Consider the following 19,813-nt stretch of genomic DNA (forward strand, 5'->3'; position numbering starts at 1 on the left):
TAAGTCAAGGAAGTTCAGGGATGAGTGATATCGACCCGCGTATCGCCGAGCTATCGCCTGCGAAACGCGAACTGCTGCGTCAGTTGAGCGCGCGTCAGCGCGTGGGCCAGAACCGGATTCAGCCGCGCGCGCGCCCCGAGCGCATCCCGCTGACCTTCGGCCAGCGCCGACTGTGGTGGCTGGACCGTTTTCTGCCCGGCATGACCGCCTACAACCTGCCGGTCGGCCTGTGGCTGGACGGCGAACTCGATCGCGTCGCCTTGCGCGCGGCCCTGCAAACCCTGCTCGATCGCCACGAAACCTTGCGTACGGTGTTCCGCGCGCAGGACGGCGATCCGTATCAGCACATCCTCGCGCGTATCGACCTGCCCTGGCAGGAGCTGAGCGCGAGCGGCGCCAATGCCGACGAGCGCGAGGCCGAGGCCCTGCGCCTGGCGCGCGAGGAAACCGCGCGCGCGTTCGATCTGGGGCGCGACGCGATGATGCGCGCGACCCTGATCGACGTCGCCGCGCAGCGCCATCTGCTGGTGCTGGGCTTCCACCACATCGCGATCGACGGCTGGTCCACCAACGCGCTGCTGGAGGAATTGCAGCGCGCCTACGACGCCCTGCGCGCCGGTGGCGCGGCCGATACCGCCGCGCCCGCGTTGCAGATCGCCGACATCGCGCTGTGGCAGCACGAGACCCTCGGCGGCGACGGCCTGCAACCGCAGCTGGATTACTGGAGCGAGCGCCTCGACGGCGCGCTCACCTCGCTGGATCTGCCCGCCGACCGGCCGCGTCCGTCCGCGCAGAGTTTCCGCGGCGCGCTGTACCTGAGCGAAGTGCCGGCGCCGGTTTACGAGCAGCTCGAGCGGCTCGCGCGCGAGCGCCAGGCCACGCTGTCGATGGTGTTCCTGGCCGCGTATCAGGCCCTGTTGTCGCGCTACACCGCCCAGGACGACATCACCGTCGGCATGGGCGTGGCCGGGCGCGCGCGGGTCGAGCTGGAGCCGGTGATCGGCTTCTTCGTCAACACCCTGCCGATGCGCACGCGCATCGAAGGCGATCCGAGTTTCGCCCAGCTGCTGGCGCAGGTGCGCGAGAGCGTGCTGAGCGCGATGGAGCATGCCGACGCGCCGCTGGACCGGATATTGGAGACCCGCCGCCTGCCGCGCTCGGCCAGCCACACGCCGTTCGCGCAAGCGCTGTTCTTCTTCCAGAACTACCCCGCGCTGGGCCTGGGCATGGGCGGCATGCAGGTGCGCCAGGCGCATCTGACCGATCTGGCCCCCGGCACCGCCCAGGGCGATCTGAGCCTGTTCGTGAACCAGCACGGTCAGCGCGAACTGATGCTGGAGTACAGCACCGATTTGTTCGACCGCGCGCGCATCGAGCGCTTATGCGGGCATCTGCTGCGCCTGCTGACTTCGGCCGCGGCCACACCCGACGCACCGCTGAGTACGTTGGAGTTGCTGACCGACGCAGAGCGCGAAGAACTCGCGCGCTGGAACGACACCGCGCGCGAGCTGCCGGACGATCCCACCATCGCCGCCCAGGTCCAGGCCCAGGTCGAGCGCACGCCCGACGCGATCGCGCTGCGCTGCGGCGCACGCGAGATGACGTACCGCGAGCTCGACCGCCGCGCCAACGCGCTCGCCCACGAATTGCGCGCGGCCGGCGTCGGCCCCGGCGAGCTGGTCGGCCTGTACGTGGAACGCACGCCGGAAATGCTGATCGGCCTGCTCGGTATCCTCAAGGCCGGCGGCGCCTACGTGCCGCTGGACCCCACCTATCCGGCTGATCGCCTGGCCTACATGCTCGAGGCCTCGGCCGCGCGCGTGCTGGTCAGCCAGCGCGCGCTCGCCGACAGCCTGCCAGGCGATGTCGCGACGGTGATCTACGCCGACGCCGATGCGGCGCTGGACGCGCGCGCCGAGCGCGCGCCCGACGGCGGCGCCGCGGCGCGCGATCCGGCCTATGTGATCTTCACCTCCGGTTCCACCGGCAAGCCCAAGGGCGTGGAAATCCAGCAGCGCTCGGCGGTCAACCTGCTGCGTTCGGTCGCGCGCGAGCCGGGCCTGGCGCGCGGTCAGGTGCTGTGCGCGATCAGCACGCTGTCGTTCGACATCGCCTTGTTCGAGCTGGTGCTGCCGCTGACCGTGGGCGCGACCATCCTGCTGGTCGACCGCGACACCGCGCGCGACGGCCTGCGCCTGCGCCGTCTGGTCGACGACACCGCGATCGACGTGATGCAGGCCACTCCCGCGACCTGGCGCATGCTGCTGGAACTGGGCTGGAGCGGCAAAGCCGGGATCAAGATCATCTCCACCGGCGAGGCCCTGCCGCGCGAACTGGCCGACCGCCTGCTGCCGTGCGCGCGAGAACTGTGGAACCTCTACGGCCCCACCGAAACCACGGTGTACTCGGCGCTGTGCCGGGTGCACCCGGGCAGCGGCCCGATCCTGGTCGGCAAGCCGGTCGACAACACCCAGATCCACATCGTCGATCGTCATATGAAGCTGCTGCCGGCGGGCGTGCCGGGCGAACTGCTGATCGGCGGCGACGGCCTGGCCACCGGCTATCGCGGGCGCCCCGATCTGACCGCGGAGAAGTTCATCTCCGACCCCTTCGGCGCGCCGGGCGGCCGCCTGTACCGCAGCGGCGACCTCGCGCTGTGGCGCCGCGACGGCACGATCGAGGTGATCGGCCGCATCGATCATCAGATCAAGCTGCGCGGCTTCCGCATCGAACTGGGCGAGATCGAATCGGTGCTCGCGCAGGTGCCGGAGGTGACCCAGGCGGTGGTGCACTGCCGTGAGGACAGGCCCGGCGACCAGCGTCTGGTCGCGTACGTGACCGCCAACGGCGTCGCGCCGGCGATATCCGCATTGCGCGATCACCTCAAGGCCGCGCTGCCCGATTACATGGTGCCCAGCGCCTTCGTCGTGCTTGAGCGCTTCCCGCTCACGCCCAACGGCAAGGTCGACCGGCGCGCGCTGCCGGCGCCGGAAGCCGTGGCCGGCGGCGACGACGACGCCAGCTACGAGGCGCCGGTCACGCCCGAGGAATTGACGCTGGCCGCGATCTGGCAGCAACTGCTGGGCGCGCCGCGGATCGGGCGCGGCGACAATTTCTTCGACCTCGGCGGCCATTCGCTGCTGGCCACGCGTTTGCTGGCGCGGATCGAGCAGCAGTACGGCGTCGAGCTGCCGCTGCGCGCGCTGTTCGAGGACGCCACCCTGGAACGCCTGGCCGCGCGCGTCGCCGCGGCCAGCACCGAGCTGGCGCCGGAGGACCTGGAAAGCCTGCTCGCGAGTCTGGAGCACCTCAGCGACGAGGAGGCCAGCGCGCGTCTGGCCGCGAGCCTGTCCGGAGGCGCGCATGGCTGAAATCCACGAGCGCCTGGCCGGCCTGTCGCCGGAAAAACGCGCGCTGCTGCTGCAGCAACTGGCCAAGCAATCGCCGTCGGCGCCGCGCAGCGAAATCGGCCGGCGCCCGCGTCCGGCGCGGATTCCGCTGTCGTTCGCGCAGCAGCGGCTGTGGATCCTCGACCAGATCGATCCCGGTTCGGCGGCCTACAACGTGCCGACCTCGCTGTGGATGCAGGGCCGTTTGGACCAGGCGGCGTTCGCGCGCGCGCTGGACGAGATCCAGCGTCGCCACGAAAGCCTGCGTACGCTGATCGCGGCCGACGAACAAGGCCCGCACCAGGTCGTGCAGCCGCCGTCGGCGGTGCCGATCGAACGCCATGACCTGCGCGCGCTGCCGGCGTCGGAGCGCGAGTCGGCGGCGTTCGCGCTGGCCCGCGCCGAAGCTCGGCGCGCATTCGACCTGGCGCGCGGGCCGCTGCTGCGCGCGCTGCTGGTGCAGGTCGACGACGAGCGTTATCTGTTCACCCTCAACGCCCATCACATCGCGGTCGACGGCTGGTCGCTGGGCGTGCTGCACGAGGAACTGCGCCAGTTGTACAGCGCCTACCAGGCCGGCGCGGCCTCGCCGCTGCCCGAGTTGCCGGTGCAGTACGTGGACTACACCCTGTGGCAGCGCGAGCTGCTGGAAGGCCCAACCCTGCAGACCCAGCTGGACTACTGGCGCCAGCGCCTGGCCGGCCCGCTGCCGGTGCTGGAGCTGCCCGGCGATCGCGCGCGTCCGCCGGTGCAAAGCTACCGCGGCGACGTGCTGCGCAGCATGCTGTCGATGCAGACCTGGGACGCGATCAAGCGCCTGAGCAGGCAGGAGGGCGCGACGCCCTTCATGATCGTACTGGCCGCCTATCAGACCCTGTTGATGCGCTACTCCGGCCAGCACGACCTGGTGGTCGGCGTCGGCGTCGCCAATCGCCGCCGCGAGGAACTCGAGCCGTTGGCGGGGTTCTTCGTCAATACCCTGGCGCTGCGCAACGACCTGTCCGGCAATCCCACGTTCCGCACCCTGCTGGCGCAGGTGAAGGACACCACCCTGGGCGCGTACTCGCACCAGGACCTGCCGGCCGAACGTCTGATCGAGGAACTGCAACCGGAGCGTTCGCTCAGCCACGCGCCGCTGTTCCAGACCATGCTGTTCTTCCAGAACTTCCCCTCCGAAGAGAGCGATCTGGCCGGGCTGAGTCTGGTGCCGGTGGATTTCGACACCATCAATCCCGGCACCGCGCGCTCGGACCTGGCCTTGTTCGCGAGCGAACACGAGGACGGCCTGGCCCTGTTCTTCGAATACGCCAGCGACCTGTTCGACGCCGCCACCATCGAAGCTTTCTCCGCTCACTTCCAGCAGCTGCTGCGTTCGATCGCCGACGACCCGGACCAGCGCATCGGCGAGCTCGAGATCCTGCCGCCCGAAGCGCGCCAGCGCCTGCTGTCGGAATGGAACGACACCGCATTGGATGCGCCGGTGGATACGCCGCTGCATCGTCTGTTCGAGCGCCAGGCCGAGCGCCGGCCCGATGCGATCGCGGTCGAATGCGGCGCGCAGCGCCTGAGCTACGCCGAACTCGATGCGCAGGCCGACGCCCTCGCGCGCGCGCTGGCCGCGCGCGGGGTGGGCCCCGGCGAGTTGGTGGGCCTGTTCGTCGAACGCTCGCCGCGCATGCTGGTCGGCCTGCTCGGCGTGCTCAAGGCCGGCGCGGCCTACGTGCCGATGGACCCCAGCTATCCGGCCGAGCGCCTGGGCTACATGGTCGAGGACGCGCGCATGCGTCTGATCGTGAGCGAACGCGCGTTGCAGGCGCAGCTGCCGGCTTGCGACTGCGAGCCGCTGTGGCTGGACGATCTGGACGCCGCGCCCGGCGCGCGCGTCGACAGCGGCGTCGGCCCGGAAGACCTGGCCTATGTGATCTTCACCTCCGGCTCCACCGGCCGGCCCAAGGGCGTGCAGATTCCGCACCGCGCCGCAGTCAACTTCCTCAGCGCGGTCGCGCGCGAGCCGGGCCTGGGCGAAGACGACGTGATGTGCGCGGTCACCACCTTGTCCTTCGACATCGCGGTGCTGGAACTGCTGCTGCCGCTGAGCGTGGGCGCGCGCATCGCCCTGGCCGATCGCGCCACCGCGGCCGACGGCGCGGCGCTGGCGCGCCTGATCGACAGCGCCGGCGCCAGCGCGATGCAGGCCACGCCCGCGACCTGGCGCATGCTGCTCGACGCCGGCTGGCGCGGGCGTGCGCAACTGCGCTTGCTGTGCGGCGGCGAAGCGCTGCCGCGCGAGCTCGCCGACCGTTTGCTCGCCCACGGCGCGCAACTGTGGAACCTGTACGGTCCCACCGAAACCACGGTCTGGTCGGCGGTCGAGCGCGTGCGCGCCGACGACGCGGCGGTCAGCATCGGCCGTCCGCTCGCCAACACCGAGATCCATATCGTCGACGCGCGCGGCCAGCTGGTGCCGGTGGGCGTGCCCGGCGAGTTGCTGATCGGCGGCCTCGGCGTCGCCCGCGGCTACCTGGCGCGGCCCGAACTCAGCGCCGAGAAATTCGTGCCCGATCGCTACGGCGCGCGCATCGGCGCTCGCCTGTACCGCACCGGCGATCTCGCGCGGCGCCTGCGCGACGGCCGCATCGAGGTGCTGGGGCGCATCGACCATCAGGTCAAGCTGCGCGGCTTCCGCATCGAGCTGGGCGAGATCGAGGCCGTGCTGGCCGAGCATCCGCAGGTGGGTCAGGCGGTCGTGGTCTGCCGCGAGGACCGGCCCGGCGACAAGCGCCTGGTCGCCTATGTGATCGGCCAGGCCGACGCCGCCGAGCTGCGTGCGCATGCGCGCCAGCGTCTGCCCGAATACATGCTGCCCTCGGCCTATGTGACGCTGGCGCAGTACCCGCTGACCCCGAACGGCAAGGTCGACCGCAAGGCGCTGCCGGCGCCGGACGCCGAGGCGCTGGAGACTCATGCCTATGTGGCGCCGCGCAACGGCGAGGAAGAGACCCTGGCGCGGCTGTGGGCCGAGGTGCTTGGGCTGGAACGGGTCGGCATCCACGACGATTTCTTCGAGCTCGGCGGCCATTCGCTGCTGGCCACGCAGCTCATCACGCGCGTGCAGAAGGCCTTCGGCGGCGAAATCGCCTTGCGCGCCCTGTTCGAGGCGCCTAGCGTGGCCGGCTTCGCCGAGCTGCTGCTGCGCCAGCGCATGGACAGCGTCGACGCCGACGCGCTGGCGAGCATGCTCGACCAGCTCGAAGGGCTGTCGGACGACGACATCCAACTGTTGTTGGCGGGCGAGGGCGCGGAACGATGAACGCGACGATCGCCTTAGCGGTGGACCGCGCATGAGCCGGCCCGACGACAACGCGCCCGGCGCGATGGCCGAGCGCCTGGCCCGGCTGACCCCGCAGCAGCGCGAGCTGTTGAGCCGACGCCTGTCCGCGCGCGACACCGACGCGGCGGAAGACAACGCGATCCAGCGCCGCAGCCGACCGGGCGAATCCCTGCCCTTGTCGGCCGCGCAGCAACGGATCTGGTTCTTCGAGCGCCTGCAGCCCGGCAGCGGCGCCTACCATGTGTACGGCCACCACATTCTGCGCGGCGCGCTCGATCCGGTCGCGCTGGAGCGCGCGCTGGCCGACGTGATTCAGCGCCACGATGCGCTGCGCATGTCGTTCGCCGAAGTCGCCGGCGAGCCGCGCCAGACCGTGGCGGCGCAGGTCGAGGTGACGGTGCCGCTGATCGACCTGCGCGGCCTGGACCTGATCGCACGCGAAGCGGCGGCGCGCCGCTACGCCGACGAGGAAACCGAACGTCCGTTCGATCTGGCACGCGCGCCCTTGCTGCGCGCGACCTTGCTGCGTCTGGACGACGAAGAACACCTGCTGTTGATGGTGATGCACCACATCGTCTCCGACGCCTGGTCCGGCGGCGTGCTGTTCGACGAACTCTCGCGTTGCTACGACGCGCGCCTGGACGGCCAGACCCCGGCCCTGCCGGAGTTGCGCCTGCAGTTCGGCGACGCCGTGCTGTGGCAGCGCGATGCGGCGCAGGAGCGCCAGGTCGCCGACCAACTGGCGTTCTGGCGCCAGGCCCTGGAAGGCAGCAGCGGCCTGCTCGACCTGCCCGGCGACCGTCCGCGCCAGCCGACGCCCACCGGGCGTGGCGCGCGCCATCACCTGCGCATTCCGCTCAGCGTCGCCGCCGGCCTGGCCGATCTCGCCCGGCGCGAGCACGCGACCTTGTTCATGGCCCTGTTGGCCGCGTTCCAGAGCCTGCTTGGCCGTCACGCGGGTCAGGACGATGTGGTGATTGGCTCGCCGGTCGCCAACCGCGGCGTCGACGGCGTCGCGCCGCTGATCGGTCTGTTCGTGAACACCCTGGCGCTGCGCGGCGACCTGTCCGGCGATCCCAGCTTCCGCGATCTGCTCGCGCGCACCCGCGCCCACTGCCTGGATGCGTTCGAGCATGCGCAGGCGCCGCTGGAGCGGGTGATCGACCAACTGCGCCTGGAGCGCGTGCCCGGCCGAACGCCGCTGTTCCAGACCATGTTCGTGCTGCAGAACGCCGGCACCGCGCCGCTCACGCTGCGCGGTTTGAACGTCGAATGGTTCGAGCCCGAGGTGCACACCTCGCGCTTCGAGCTCACCCTGTCGCTGGGCGCGTCCGAAGCCGGCCTGGACGGCGTGCTCGACTACGACAGCGACCTGTTCGACGCCTCCACCATCGCGCGCCTGGCCGATCAATACGGCGTGTTGCTGCACCGCGTGCTCGCCGATCCCGACCTGCCGTTGTCGCGGCTGTCGCTGCTGGACCAGGACGCGCGCCACGAAGTGCTGGCGCTGGGCGACGGCGGACCCGCGCCGCAGCCGCCCGCGCCGACCTTGTACGCCCTGTTCGAACGTCAGGCCCAGCGCAGCCCGGAGGCGATCGCGATCGTCGAGCCGGGACGCGAGTTGAGCTATCGCGACGTCTACCGGCGCGCCAACGGCATCGCCCAGCGCCTGCGCGCCTTGGGCACGGTCGCCGAGACCCGCGTCGCGGTGCTCGCCGACCGTTCCACCGAGGCGCTGATCGGCGTGCTCGGCGTGCTCGCCGCGGGCGGCGCCTATGTGCCGATCGATCCTGCCCACCCGGACGAACGCATCGCCTTCCTGCTCGCCGACGCCGGCGCGCTGGCCCTGGTCGCGCCTGCGGCGCTGGTCGCGCGCGCCGATGCGGTCGCCGGCGCCGTGCCCTGCGTGATCACCGACGGCGTGCCGCCGGCCGAGCAGCCGCCGGCGGAACTGGCCGGCGCCGACAGCGCCGCCTATGTGATCTACACCTCCGGTTCGACCGGCGCGCCCAAGGGCGTGGTGATCGAGCACCGCGGCGCGGTCAATCTCACCCTCGGCTTCATGGCGCGCCACGACTTCGTCGCCCAGCGCCTGTTGATGATTCCACCGCTGGTGTTCGACGCCTCGGTCGGCGACATCTTCCCGGCGCTGGCCAGCGGTTCGGCGCTGGTGCTGCATCCGGCCCCGGCCGAGCTGGGCCCGTACGAGCTGGAAAGTTTCTGCCGCGATTACGGCGTGACCGCGATCGACGCGCCGGCCGCGCTGTGGCGGCGCTGGAGCGAGGGCTGGTTCGCGGCCCAGCGCACCCGCCCGCTGTTGCCGGCCTTGCGCCTGATGATGATCGGCGGCGAGAGCGTGCCGCTGGAGCAGGTGCGTCGCTACGCCGGCGTCAGCGGCGGCCGGGTCGCCTTGTGCAACCACTACGGCCCGACCGAAGCCTCGGTCTGCGCGACCATGCTGTCCACCCGCGACGGCGGCGAATTCGCCGGCGCCGAGCTGCCGATCGGTACGCCGCTGCCGGGCGTGCGCGTGTACGTGCTCGACGCCGAGCTCGGTTTGGCGCCGCGCGGCGTGATCGGCGAGCTGTGCATCGGCGGCGCCGGCATCGCGCGCGGTTACCTCGGCCAGCCCGCGCTCACCGAAGCCGCGTTCCTGCCCGACCCTTACGCCGATACGCCCGGCGCGCGGCTGTACCGCACCGGCGATCTGGCGCGCTGGAACACCGACGGCAGCCTGCAGTTCCTCGGCCGCCGCGATCACCAGGTCAAGCTGCGCGGCGTGCGCATCGAATTGGGCGAGATCGAAACCGCGCTGGCCGCGCACCCGCAGGTGCAGGCCGCCGCCGCCGCGCTGCGCGAGGACCGGCCCGGCGACAAGCGCCTGGTCGCCTACGTGGTCGCCGAGGCGGGACTGGAGCCGGCGGCGCTGCGCGAGTTCCTCGCCCAGCGCCTGCCCGACGCCTTGGTGCCGTCGCTGTTCGTGGCGCTGCCGTCGCTGCCCTTGAATCGCAACGGCAAGGTCGATCGCCACGCCCTGCCGGCGCCGCCGGCCACGGCCGCCGCCGAGCGCCGCGTGCGCGCGCCGCAGGGCGAAATCGAAACCGGCGTGCTCGCGGTCTGGCGCGAAGTGCTGGGGCGCGAGGACATCGGCGCCGACGAGGATTTCTTCGCGCTCGGCGGCGATTCGCTGTCGACCCTGCCGCTGGTGTTCAAGCTGCACGCCGCGTTCGGCGTCGAGCTGCCGTTGGCGGCGGTGTTCGCCAGCCCCACGGTGGCCGGCCTGGCGCGCGCGATCGAAGCCCAGCGCGCCGGCGTGGCCGACGCGCGCACCGATCTGCGCGCGCGCGTGGTGTTGCCGCCGGACATCGATCCCAGCGGCGCGCGCGCGCCGGCCGCGCGCGCGCAACCGGCCTCGACCCTGGTCACCGGCGCCACCGGTTTCCTCGGCGCCTATCTGGTGCGCGAGCTGCTCGACACCACCGACGCCGAACTGTTGTGTCTGGTGCGCGCCGACAGCGAGGCCGAGGGCTTGCGCCGCATCCGCGCCAACCTCGATACCTACGAGCTATGGCGCGCGGGCGACGAACATCGTCTGCTGCCGGTGTGCGGCGATCTGTCGGCGCCGCGCCTGGGCCTGGACGCCGAGGCGTTCGACGCGCTCGCGCAGCGCGCCGAGGTGATCTTCCATAACGGCGGCCAGGTCAATTTCCTCGCGCCCTACGAACATCTGGAAGCGGCCAACGTCGGCGGCACCCTCGAGGTGCTGCGCCTGGCCACGCGTCACCGGGTCAAGCCGGTGCATCTGGTGTCGACCCTGGGCGTGTATCTCACCGAGCGCCATATGGATCGGGTGGTGCGCGAATCCGATCCGCCGCCGGACGCCGAAGGCCAGATGGGCGGCTACAACCAGAGCAAGTGGGTGGGCGAGCAACTGGCGCTGGCCGCGCGCGCGCGCGGGCTGCCGGTGGCGATCTACCGCCCGGCGCGCATCACCGGCGACAGCCGCCTGGGCACCAGCAACGTGGGCGACTACTTCAACGCCTGGATCAAGGGCTGCGTGCAGCTGGGCTATGCGCCGCACCTGCCCGACGAGTCCTTCGACATGGCGCCGGTGGATTACGTCGGCCGCGCGATCGTGCGCCTGGCCTTGGGCGCGGGCGATGCCGACGGCCAGTACCACTTCTTCAATCCGCATCGCCTGCCCATCGTCGAAGCGGTCGAGACCATGCGCGACGCCGGCTTGGCGGTGGAAGAGATCGACTACCCGTCCTGGCGCAAGGCGCTGCTGGCCGAAGCGGCGGTGTCGCGCGATAACGCGCTGGCGCCGTTCGCCGGCTTGTTCCCGCAGGATCCGGACCCGCGCGAACCGCGCTTCGATTGCAGCGCCACCCTCGACGCGGTCGCCGCGCTGGGTTTGGTCTGTCCGCCCGCCGACCGCGTGCTGTTCGCGACCTATCTGGATTTCCTGCGCAGCCGCGGCGCCCTGCCGCTGGCGGTCGAGGAGGAGGAAGCGTGAACCGCTACGCCGGCCTGCGCGATTTCCTGCTGATCTGGGTCGGCCAGCTGGTGTCGGGCGTGGGCTCGCGCCTGACATCGTTCGCGCTGGGCATCTGGGTGTACCAGAGCACCGGTTCCACCACCCAGTTCGCACTGATCTTCGTCGCCATGGCGGTGCCGGCGCTGCTGATCTCGCCGATCGCCGGCGCCCTGGTCGATCGCTGGGATCGCCGCCGCACCATGATCGTCTGCGACGCGGTCTCGGCCCTGACCATGGTCGCGCTGGCCGTGCTGTACGCCACCGACGGCCTGGCCTTGTGGCATGTCTATGTCGGCGTCGGCATCTCGGCGATCGCCAACGCCTTCCTGCAGCCGGCGTACGCGGCCAGCATTCCGCTGCTCGCCAGCCAGGAGCAGCTCACCCGCGTGAACGGCCTGGTCCAGACCGGTTTCGCGATCGCCCAGGTCGGCGGGCCGCTGCTGGCCGGCGTGCTGGTCAGCACGATCTCGATGCAGGGCGTGCTGATCGTCGATGCGCTGACCTTCGTGATCGGCGTGATCGCACTGTGCTTCGCGCGCGTGCCGCGCCCGCAACGCAGCGCCGAGGCCGAGGACAGCCTGTGGCGCGAAGCCGCCACCGGCTTCCGCTACGTGCACGATCGCCCGGGCCTGTACGGCTTGCTGCTGGTGTTCGGCGCCACCAACTTCCTGTTCGGCATCGCCAGCATCGCGATCACGCCCTTGGTGCTGTCGTTCGCCGACGCGGCCCTGCTGGGCGTGCAGATGGCGGTCGGCGGCTGCGGCTTGCTGTTGGGCGGCCTGGCCATGAGCACCTGGGGCGGACCGCGCCGGCGCATCCACGGCGTGCTCGGTTACTCGCTGGCCGCCGGCGTGCTGCTGGCCGTGCACGGCCTGGCGCCGTCGTTCGCGCTGGTGCTGGTGGCCGGTTTCGGCTTCTTCCTGACGTTACCTGTGCTCAACGCGTCGAATGCCGCGCTGTGGCAGAGCAAGGTGCCGGCCGATCTGCAGGGCCGCTGCTTCGCGATCCAGCGCGTGCTGTCGGAAGCGGCGATGCCCTTGGGCTATTGCCTGGCCGGTCCGCTGGCCGAACACGTGTTCGAACCGTTGATGGCGCCCGGCGGCGCCCTGGCCGGCACGGTCGGGGCGTGGATCGGCGTCGGTCCGGGCCGCGGCCTGGGCCTGATGTTCATTGTCCTTGGGGTCCTGATGACGGCGGTCGCGGCCAGCGCCTATGCGGTGCGCGCGATCCGTCGGGTCGAGGACGAATTGCCCGATGCGCCGATCCTGGCGACGGGTTCGGCGGCGGGAATCGGCGCCGCGGCTTGAGTTGGGATGGAGGTTGCATGCAAGGAGAAGAGATGGATCTCGGCGCGTATCGGGTGGTGGTCAATCACGAAGACCAGTACTCGATCCTGCCGGTGGCATACGCGATTCCGCAGGGCTGGCGCGACGCCGGCTTCGAGGGGTCGAAGGACGATTGCCTGGCTCGCATCCGCGAGTGGTGGACCGACATGCGCCCGCTCAGCGTGCGCGATGCGGCACGCGGCTGAGCCAGGAACCAGGAGCGAGGCGATGAGCCCAGATAACGATTCCTTCCAACTGCCCGACCCGGACGCGGCCATGATGGCCGGCCGCAGCCATGTCGAGAGCGCGGGCGCGGCCGCGCGCGGCCAGCTGCTGCGCGCCTCCGACGTGGAGCGCAACCAACCCGCCAGCGCGCCGCTGCCCACCATCGTCAGCTGGGTGCGCGAGTTCCTCGCCCAACCGCACCCGGAGCTGGGCCGGACCGGGCCGGTATGTCCGTTCACGCCGCTGGCGCTGGGCCTGGACACGATCTGGCTCACCGAGGTCGCCGATGCCGAGCCCGATCCGGAACGCATGGCCGAGCTGATCGCGCACTACCGCGGCCTGTTCCTGGAGATCGAACCGCGCTCGGGCGCGGCGGCGGTCAACAAGTCGATCCTGATCGTGTTCCCCAACCTGGGCGTCGACGGCGCCAGCGTGGTCGATCGCATCCAGGCCGAGAACAAGGGCGGCTTCGTCGAGCTGGGCCTGATGCTGGGCGAGTTTCACGCCCACAACAGCAGCCCCGGCCTGCGCAATCCCGATTTCTTCCCGCTGCGCAGCCCGGTGCCCATGCTCGCGATCCGGCACATGGTCGAGTCCGACCTGCCGTTCCTGCGCCGCGAGATCGACGCGCCGGAAACGCGCGCGGCCTATCTGCGTTCCTACCTGCGCCGACTCGGGCCCAATCTGCGCCGCAATAACTTCGAACAGGCGATCGAAGCCCTGGTCGAGGCCGAGCTGCAGCTGCGTCTGGCCGCGATCGCGGTCGAAGCGCCGCGCCTGAGTGCCCTGCCGCGCACCGTCGCGCGTGCGGGCGGCGCACGCACGGCGCGCGCCGCCGCGGGATCCGCGCTCGATGACTGACGCCTCCGCCACATCCACCGCCGCCGCACGCGTGGCGATCGTCGGCGGAGGCCTCGCCGGCTCGCTGCTGGCCCTGCGTCTGGCCGCGCTCGGTCACGGCGTCGACGTTTACGAACGCCGCCCCGATCCGCGCGTGAGCGGCGCCGAGGGCGGGCGCTCGATCAACCTGGGTCTGTCCAAGCGCGGCATCCAGGCGCTGACCGAGGCCGAGTTGATCGATGCGGTGATGCCGACCTCGGTGACCATGGCCGGTCGCGTGATCCACGCGCCCGACGGCAGCACCCGCTACCAGCCCTACGGCAAGGACCGCGGCGAAGTGCTGCACTCGATCGACCGCAACGAACTCAACCGCCTGCTGCTGGATCGCGCCGAGCGTCATCCGCAGGTGCGCCTGCATTTCGGCCATCGCCTGGTCGCGGCCGACAAGGTCGCGCGCGAACTCGAATTCGACGCCGGCGGCGCGACCTTGAAGGTGCGCCCGGATTGGGTGGTCGGCGCCGACGGCGCGTTCTCGCGCGCGCGCCAGGAAATGCAGCGCGGCGAACGCGCCGACTACCACCAGGAATACCTGGAGTGGGGCTACAAGGAGCTCACCCTCAAACCCTTGGCCGACGGCAGCTCGGCGATCGAACTGGAGGCGCTGCACGTGTGGCCGCGCAGCCACGGCCTGTTCGTCTCGCATCCCAATCGCGACGGCTCGCACACGCTCACCCTGTTCCTGCCGTTCGAGGGCCCGGACAGTTTCGCCACCACCCGCAGCGAAGACGACGTGCGCGCGCTGTTCACCAAGTACTTCCCCGATCTGCTGCCGCTGCTGCCGCAGCTGGTCGAGGAATGGATGGCGCATCCGGTCGGCTCGCTGGTGACCACGCGCACCGCGCCGTGGAGCCGCGAGGACTGGATGGTGCTGGTCGGCGACGCCTGCCACGCGGTCTATCCCTTCTACGGCCAGGGCATGAACTCGGCGTTCGAGGATTGCTCGGCGTTGATGGCCGCACTGGCGCGTCATCCGGGCCGGCGCGCGGACGCGTTCGCCGACTACGAGCGCTCGCGCCGCCCGCACACCGACACCCTGGCCGAATTGTCCAAGGCCAACTTCGTCGAACTGCGTCAGAAAGTGCAGTCGCCGTGGTTCCTCGCGCGCAAGCGCCTGGATGTGACCTTGAACCGACTGCTGCCGCGTTCCTGGCTGCCGCTGTACACCATGATCGCGCACACCACGATGCCTTACGGCGATGCGCTGGCCAAAGCGCAACGGCAGGAACGCATCCTGGTCGGCGCCGGTGCCGGCATGCTGGCGATCGTCGCGGTCGGGGCCTGGTGGGCGTTGCGCGGCTAGTAGTCACCGTTTCGGCGCACTTTGTGCACGTTTCGGCGCTGGATGACCCTGCACAAAGTATGCATTCTGCGTGCCATCAATCCCGACGCTTCGAACAGTTTCGAAACCTCGATGCGCGGCACTTGACGCTGCCCTCGGCCGTGGAGAAGCTGGCCCCACGCCGTACCGGGCTGTAACCCGCGTGCTGGGGCGAACAGGAACCGCTGCATCCCACCGGGGAGCCACGCAGTGACGCATAAGGAATGTGGGCCCGCCGACCGTTCGCCGTCGGCTCCTTCGCATCGATCCATTCGCCGATTCGCGCCTGTCGTGAGCTTGTCTTGGTGTTGGCCGAAGGTGGGCGCAAGCGCCGCGAGGAAGCCTGGGCGCGTCCGGTTTTGCGCCGTGTCATCGCTTTGTTGGACTTCTTATAGAGGCTGTCGCAGCGACCGCGACGGGTAGGCCTCATCGTGGGTCATGCCCGGCTCGCGCCGCGCACGCCTCAGCAGCAAACCACGCCGTCCGCAAGGTTGGCGCAGACAACAAGAAGGGGATGGTATGGGTTACGAAGGATTAAACCGCCGCCGCTCCATTGCCGTGCGCGCTCGCTCGCTCGCGGCCGCGCTGGGCTTGCTGGCGCTACTGAGCGGCGCCGCTTCCGCGCAGGAGATCGGCCAGGTCTGGACCAGCGATTTAGCCTTCAACGGACCGCACCTCACCGAGCGCGCCGTGCAGCAGGACATGGAAAGCATCCATGCCGCCTCGCTGCCCTACGGCCCCTTCAGTTTCGAAGTCACCAAGCAGACCGTGCTGAGCGACCGCACGATCTACCAGTACGAATTCGAGCGCGTGCCGCCGGTGGTGGGCGAGTGGAGCCACCACAGCCTGCTCGACCCGCAGCAGCCGAACGCGACCTTGCAGATGGTGGTGGACCAGATCAAGCAGCGTCTGGACGCGGACAGCATCGGGCAAGGCTGTCCTGCGTCCACCGTCGTGACCGTGTCGCCGAACTGGCAGGTGGACAGCAGTTGGGACAACGGTCAGAGCCTGAACGAGAACACCACCTACACGGCCAGCTATACGGTCGGCTCGCCCGGCAGTTGCACCAGCACGAACGAGAATGGGTCGATCCTGCGTAACCGCTCCATTCAATGCCCCAACATCACCGTGCATGCGTGGAGCGCCGCCAAGCAGGCCTGCGCGGGCGTGCCTGGCTCCGAGATGAGCTACGCCAGCGCACCGGTGCGAACCTGCCCGACAGAGGAGAACTGCCAGATCAGCAGCGGCACCCTGGCGGAGACCACCAGCGACTTCGATCTGGGCTGGGTTTCGTTGCAGCGCAGCTATCAATCGGGTGGTTCCGTCGCCGGCGGGGGATTCGGCGGGGGCTGGACCAACTCGCACAACATCCGCTTGGCGATGGGCACCGATCCGATTGGCGGCAGTCCGACCGTGCACTACGGGCTGGTCGATGCAGACGGGCGGCACACGGCGTTCAAGTCTGTGGGCGCGGCCTACGAGGCCAGCGATGGCAGCGGCGACCGGCTGGTTGCCTCCGGCACGAACTGGGTCGTGTACCGCGGTGATCGCACTTTGAGTTTTGATGCCGAAGGACGATTGTTACAGCAGGCCTACGAAGACGGCACCACGTTGGCCTACGGCTACGACAGTTTGCAGCGACTGAGCACGATTACCCACAGCGGCGGACGAGTACTTGAGTTCACTCGCACCACTGGTAAGGGCGGCGCTCCAATCGCATCGATCAGTTCCGCTGGCGTGGTGTTGGTTAGCTACACCTACACCTCATTGGGGCAGGTCGAGACCGCGACCTATCCGGACGGCGCGCAGCGCCGTTACCACTACGGTATTGATGGGATACCGATGCTGCTGGTCGGCGTTACGGCGGAGGATAATCGACGCCTCAGTACCAATGTATACGACGAAAAGGCGCGTGTGCAGTCACGCACGCTAGGAGATATCACCGACGGATTGTCGCTGTCGTATTCGGCGGCCGGCACCGCCACCGCCACGAATGCCTTAGGTCGTCAGAATGTCTACGCGCTCACCGCGACGCCGCCCAGCGGTGCGCCGCGCAAAATCGCATCGGTCGCCAACAGCGCCGGAACGACCAACTACACCTACTACCCTGAAACCACCGACTTCCGCCGCCGCATCGACACGGTCACTGATCCCAACGGGACCGTGACCAAACACCAGTATGCGGAACTCACCGATACCGTGTCGGGCCTTCTTGCTCGCGCCCATACCGTGGTCGAAGCGCAGGGCGCAGCGCAGGCGCGCACCGTCGAGCAGCGCCACGAGCTTGCGATCAACCGCGTGCTGACGACTCTGATCGGCAACCGTGAGACCCGCATCACTCGCAACGCACGAATGCAGCCGACCTCCGTCACCGTGCGTGACACCGCCACCAACGCCACCCGGACCACGGCCTACGTCTACTGCGAAGCCGCCGATGTCGCGGCCAGCAACAGCACCTGCCCGCTGCTCGGCCTGCTCAAGTCGGTCAATGGCCCACGCACGGACGTCAACGACGTCACCGCTTACGCCTACTACCCCAGCGACGACGCCAGCTGCGCATCCGCGCCCGCGACCTGCCCACACCGCAAGGGCGACCTGTGGAAGACCACCAACGCCCTGGGGCAGGTCACCGAGGTGTTGCAGTACGACGCCCAAGGCCGGGTGCTGTCGCTCAAGGACATTGCCGGCGTGGTCACCGACTACGAATACCACCCGCGCGGCTGGCTGACCGCCACCAAGGTGCGCGGGCCTAACGCCGCCAGCGAAGCCGACGACCGCATTACCAGCGCGATTTACGAACCTACCGGCCTGGTCCAGCGCCTGACCCAGCCTGACGGCAGCTACATCACTTTTGCCTACGACGCAGCGCAGCGCCTGACCGACGTCACCGACAACGCCGGCAACACCATTCACTACACCTTGGACAAGGCCGGCAACCGCATCAAGGAAGAGACCAAGGACAGTGGCGCAGTGCTGCGCCGGCAGCTGTCGCGTTTCTACAACAGCCTGGGCGAGCAAACCCAGCACAAGGACGCCGGCAACCACATCACCGGCACCACCTACGACGCCGACGGCAACCCCAACCTGGTCACCGACCCGCTCAGCCGCGTGGTCGACCACGACTACGACCCGCTCAACCGCGTCTCGCGCACCGTGCAGGACCCGGGCGGCATCGCCGCGGAAACCGGCTACCTCTACGACGCGCTCGACAACGTCACCCGCGTGACCGACCCCAAGGGGCTGCAGACGAACTACAGCTACAACGGCTTCGGTGACGTGACCCAGATGACCAGTCCGGACACCGGGCTGACCCAGTACGGCTACGACAGCGCGGGCAACCTGGACAGCCGCCTCGACGCCAACGATGCCCAGGCGCACACCTACGATTACGACGCGCTCAATCGCCTGACCTCGGTCTCGATGCTGGCCACCAGCGGCGGCAACGACATCGTCTATCACTACGACACCTTCAACACCGGCTGCGGCGGCGACCCAGCGTTCGCGCAGGGCCGCATGACCGGCACGAACAAGAACTTCGGCGCCGCGATGCGCTACTGCTACGACCGCTTCGGCCAGGTCGAAACCAAGATGCAGATCGTCGGTGGCCGGTTCTTTATGGTCGACTACACCTACACCGCTGCGGGCGATGTGAAGTCGATCAGCTACCCCGACGGCGCCGTCGTCGACTACGTACGTAACGCTCAGGGCCGCATCACCGAAGTTGGCGTGACCCCGAACGGCGGTAGCCGCACGGTGCTGCTCAATCAGGCCGGCTACGCTCCATTCGGCCCGGCGGTCGGCTGGGTCTACGGCAACGGCCGCACCCTGGCGCGTCAGCACGATCTCGACTATCGGCCCGTCACGATCCAGGACAACGCCAGCGGCGGCCTGTCGCTGCACTACGGCTACGACGCCGCCGGTCAGCTCATCGAGCTCAAGGACGGCCTGCAGAGCGCGTTCCTGGCCCGCTACGACTACGACAATCTTGGCCGCCTGACCATCCTGCGCGACGGCCTCAGCAGCATCCCGATCGAGACCTACACCTACGACGCCACCGGCAACCGCACCAGCCTGCTGCACGGCGGNCCTCGGCCAACAACTTCACATGGCCCGCTACGACTACGACAACCTGGGCCGCCTGACCATCCTGCGCGACGGCCTCAGCAGCATCCCGATCGAGACCTACACCTACGACGCCACCGGCAACCGCACCAGCCTGCTGCACGGCGGTATCACCACCAACTTCGCTTACCCCGGCAGCAACCATCGCCTGAGTTCGGTGGGCAGCGTCGCGCGCAGCTACGACGGCGTGGGCAACACCACGGCCATCGGCGGCGCGCTCAAGCAGTTCAACTACGGCGAAGACGACCGCATGAACAGCGTGTCGCAAAACGGCACCATGCTACGCAGCTACGCCTACAACGCCCTGGGCGAACGCGTGCTCTCGACCATCCCGGCCGTTACCGGCAACCCCGATGGCAGCGGCGGCACCCCGGCCGTGAACACCTACACCGTCTACGACGAGTCGGGCCGCTGGCTGGGCGACTACGACCACAACGGCGCGGTCCTGCAACAAGCGATCTGGCTGGACGACCTCCCGGTCGGCCTGCTGGCCGGCGCGGGTGCCAACCAGAAACTGCACTACATCGAGCCCGACCACCTGGGCACCCCGCGYGCCGTCATCGACCGCACTCGCAACGTTGCGATCTGGACTTGGGCGCTACAGGGCGAAGCCTTCGGTAACAGCCCTCCGAATCAGGACCCCGATCTGGACAGCACGAACTTCGT

The 19,813-nt window shown here is 69.5% G+C and carries 7 protein-coding genes and 1 pseudogene; all 8 read left to right on the forward strand.

Annotation, left to right across the window (positions count from 1 at the left end; genetic code table 11):
• The first annotated feature begins 20 nt into the window (after positions 1 to 20).
• Positions 21 to 3,371, forward strand: a complete 3,351-nt coding sequence (locus ASE43_RS19250) for a non-ribosomal peptide synthetase (RefSeq protein ID WP_057161588.1) — start codon at positions 21 to 23, stop codon at positions 3,369 to 3,371.
• Positions 3,364 to 6,699, forward strand: a complete 3,336-nt coding sequence (locus tag ASE43_RS19255) for a non-ribosomal peptide synthetase (RefSeq protein ID WP_057161589.1) — start codon at positions 3,364 to 3,366, stop codon at positions 6,697 to 6,699. Before ASE43_RS19250 ends, ASE43_RS19255 begins: the two co-directional genes overlap by 8 nt.
• Positions 6,700 to 6,730: 31 nt before the next feature.
• The gene (locus tag ASE43_RS19260; protein WP_057161590.1) at positions 6,731 to 11,236 is read left to right on the forward strand and encodes a non-ribosomal peptide synthetase; all 4,506 of its coding nucleotides are present in this window, start codon (positions 6,731 to 6,733) and stop codon (positions 11,234 to 11,236) included.
• Complete coding sequence (locus tag ASE43_RS19265) at positions 11,233 to 12,564, forward strand: MFS transporter (protein WP_057161591.1); 1,332 nt, start codon at positions 11,233 to 11,235, stop codon at positions 12,562 to 12,564. Before ASE43_RS19260 ends, ASE43_RS19265 begins: the two co-directional genes overlap by 4 nt.
• Positions 12,565 to 12,596: 32 nt before the next feature.
• Positions 12,597 to 12,788, forward strand: coding sequence for an MbtH family NRPS accessory protein (locus ASE43_RS19270; RefSeq protein WP_235568829.1), 192 nt, complete (start codon positions 12,597 to 12,599; stop codon positions 12,786 to 12,788).
• A 22-nt stretch (positions 12,789 to 12,810) separates the two neighbouring features.
• Positions 12,811 to 13,668, forward strand: a complete 858-nt coding sequence (locus tag ASE43_RS19275) for a DUF6875 domain-containing protein (protein WP_056177032.1) — start codon at positions 12,811 to 12,813, stop codon at positions 13,666 to 13,668.
• Entirely contained in the window at positions 13,661 to 15,007 is a 1,347-nt protein-coding gene (locus ASE43_RS19280) for an NAD(P)/FAD-dependent oxidoreductase (protein ID WP_057161602.1), read from the forward strand. The genes ASE43_RS19275 and ASE43_RS19280 overlap by 8 nt, the downstream gene beginning before the upstream one ends.
• 4,123 nt (positions 15,008 to 19,130) lie before the next feature.
• Positions 19,131 to 19,813 (forward strand): annotated as a pseudogene (locus tag ASE43_RS22735) (hypothetical protein); the annotation flags it as partial.

Origin of the sequence: Lysobacter sp. Root983, assembly GCF_001429345.1 — a bacterium.
Classification (GTDB): domain Bacteria; phylum Pseudomonadota; class Gammaproteobacteria; order Xanthomonadales; family Xanthomonadaceae; genus Lysobacter.

Coding starts and splice junctions, on each gene's coding strand:
- ASE43_RS19270 (WP_235568829.1), top strand. CDS start 12,597: ATGGATCTCGGCGCGTATCGGGTGGTGGTCAATCACGAAGACCAGTAC.
- ASE43_RS19250 (WP_057161588.1), top strand. CDS start 21: ATGAGTGATATCGACCCGCGTATCGCCGAGCTATCGCCTGCGAAACGC.
- ASE43_RS19275 (WP_056177032.1), top strand. CDS start 12,811: ATGAGCCCAGATAACGATTCCTTCCAACTGCCCGACCCGGACGCGGCC.
- ASE43_RS19280 (WP_057161602.1), top strand. CDS start 13,661: ATGACTGACGCCTCCGCCACATCCACCGCCGCCGCACGCGTGGCGATC.
- ASE43_RS19260 (WP_057161590.1), top strand. CDS start 6,731: ATGAGCCGGCCCGACGACAACGCGCCCGGCGCGATGGCCGAGCGCCTG.
- ASE43_RS19255 (WP_057161589.1), top strand. CDS start 3,364: ATGGCTGAAATCCACGAGCGCCTGGCCGGCCTGTCGCCGGAAAAACGC.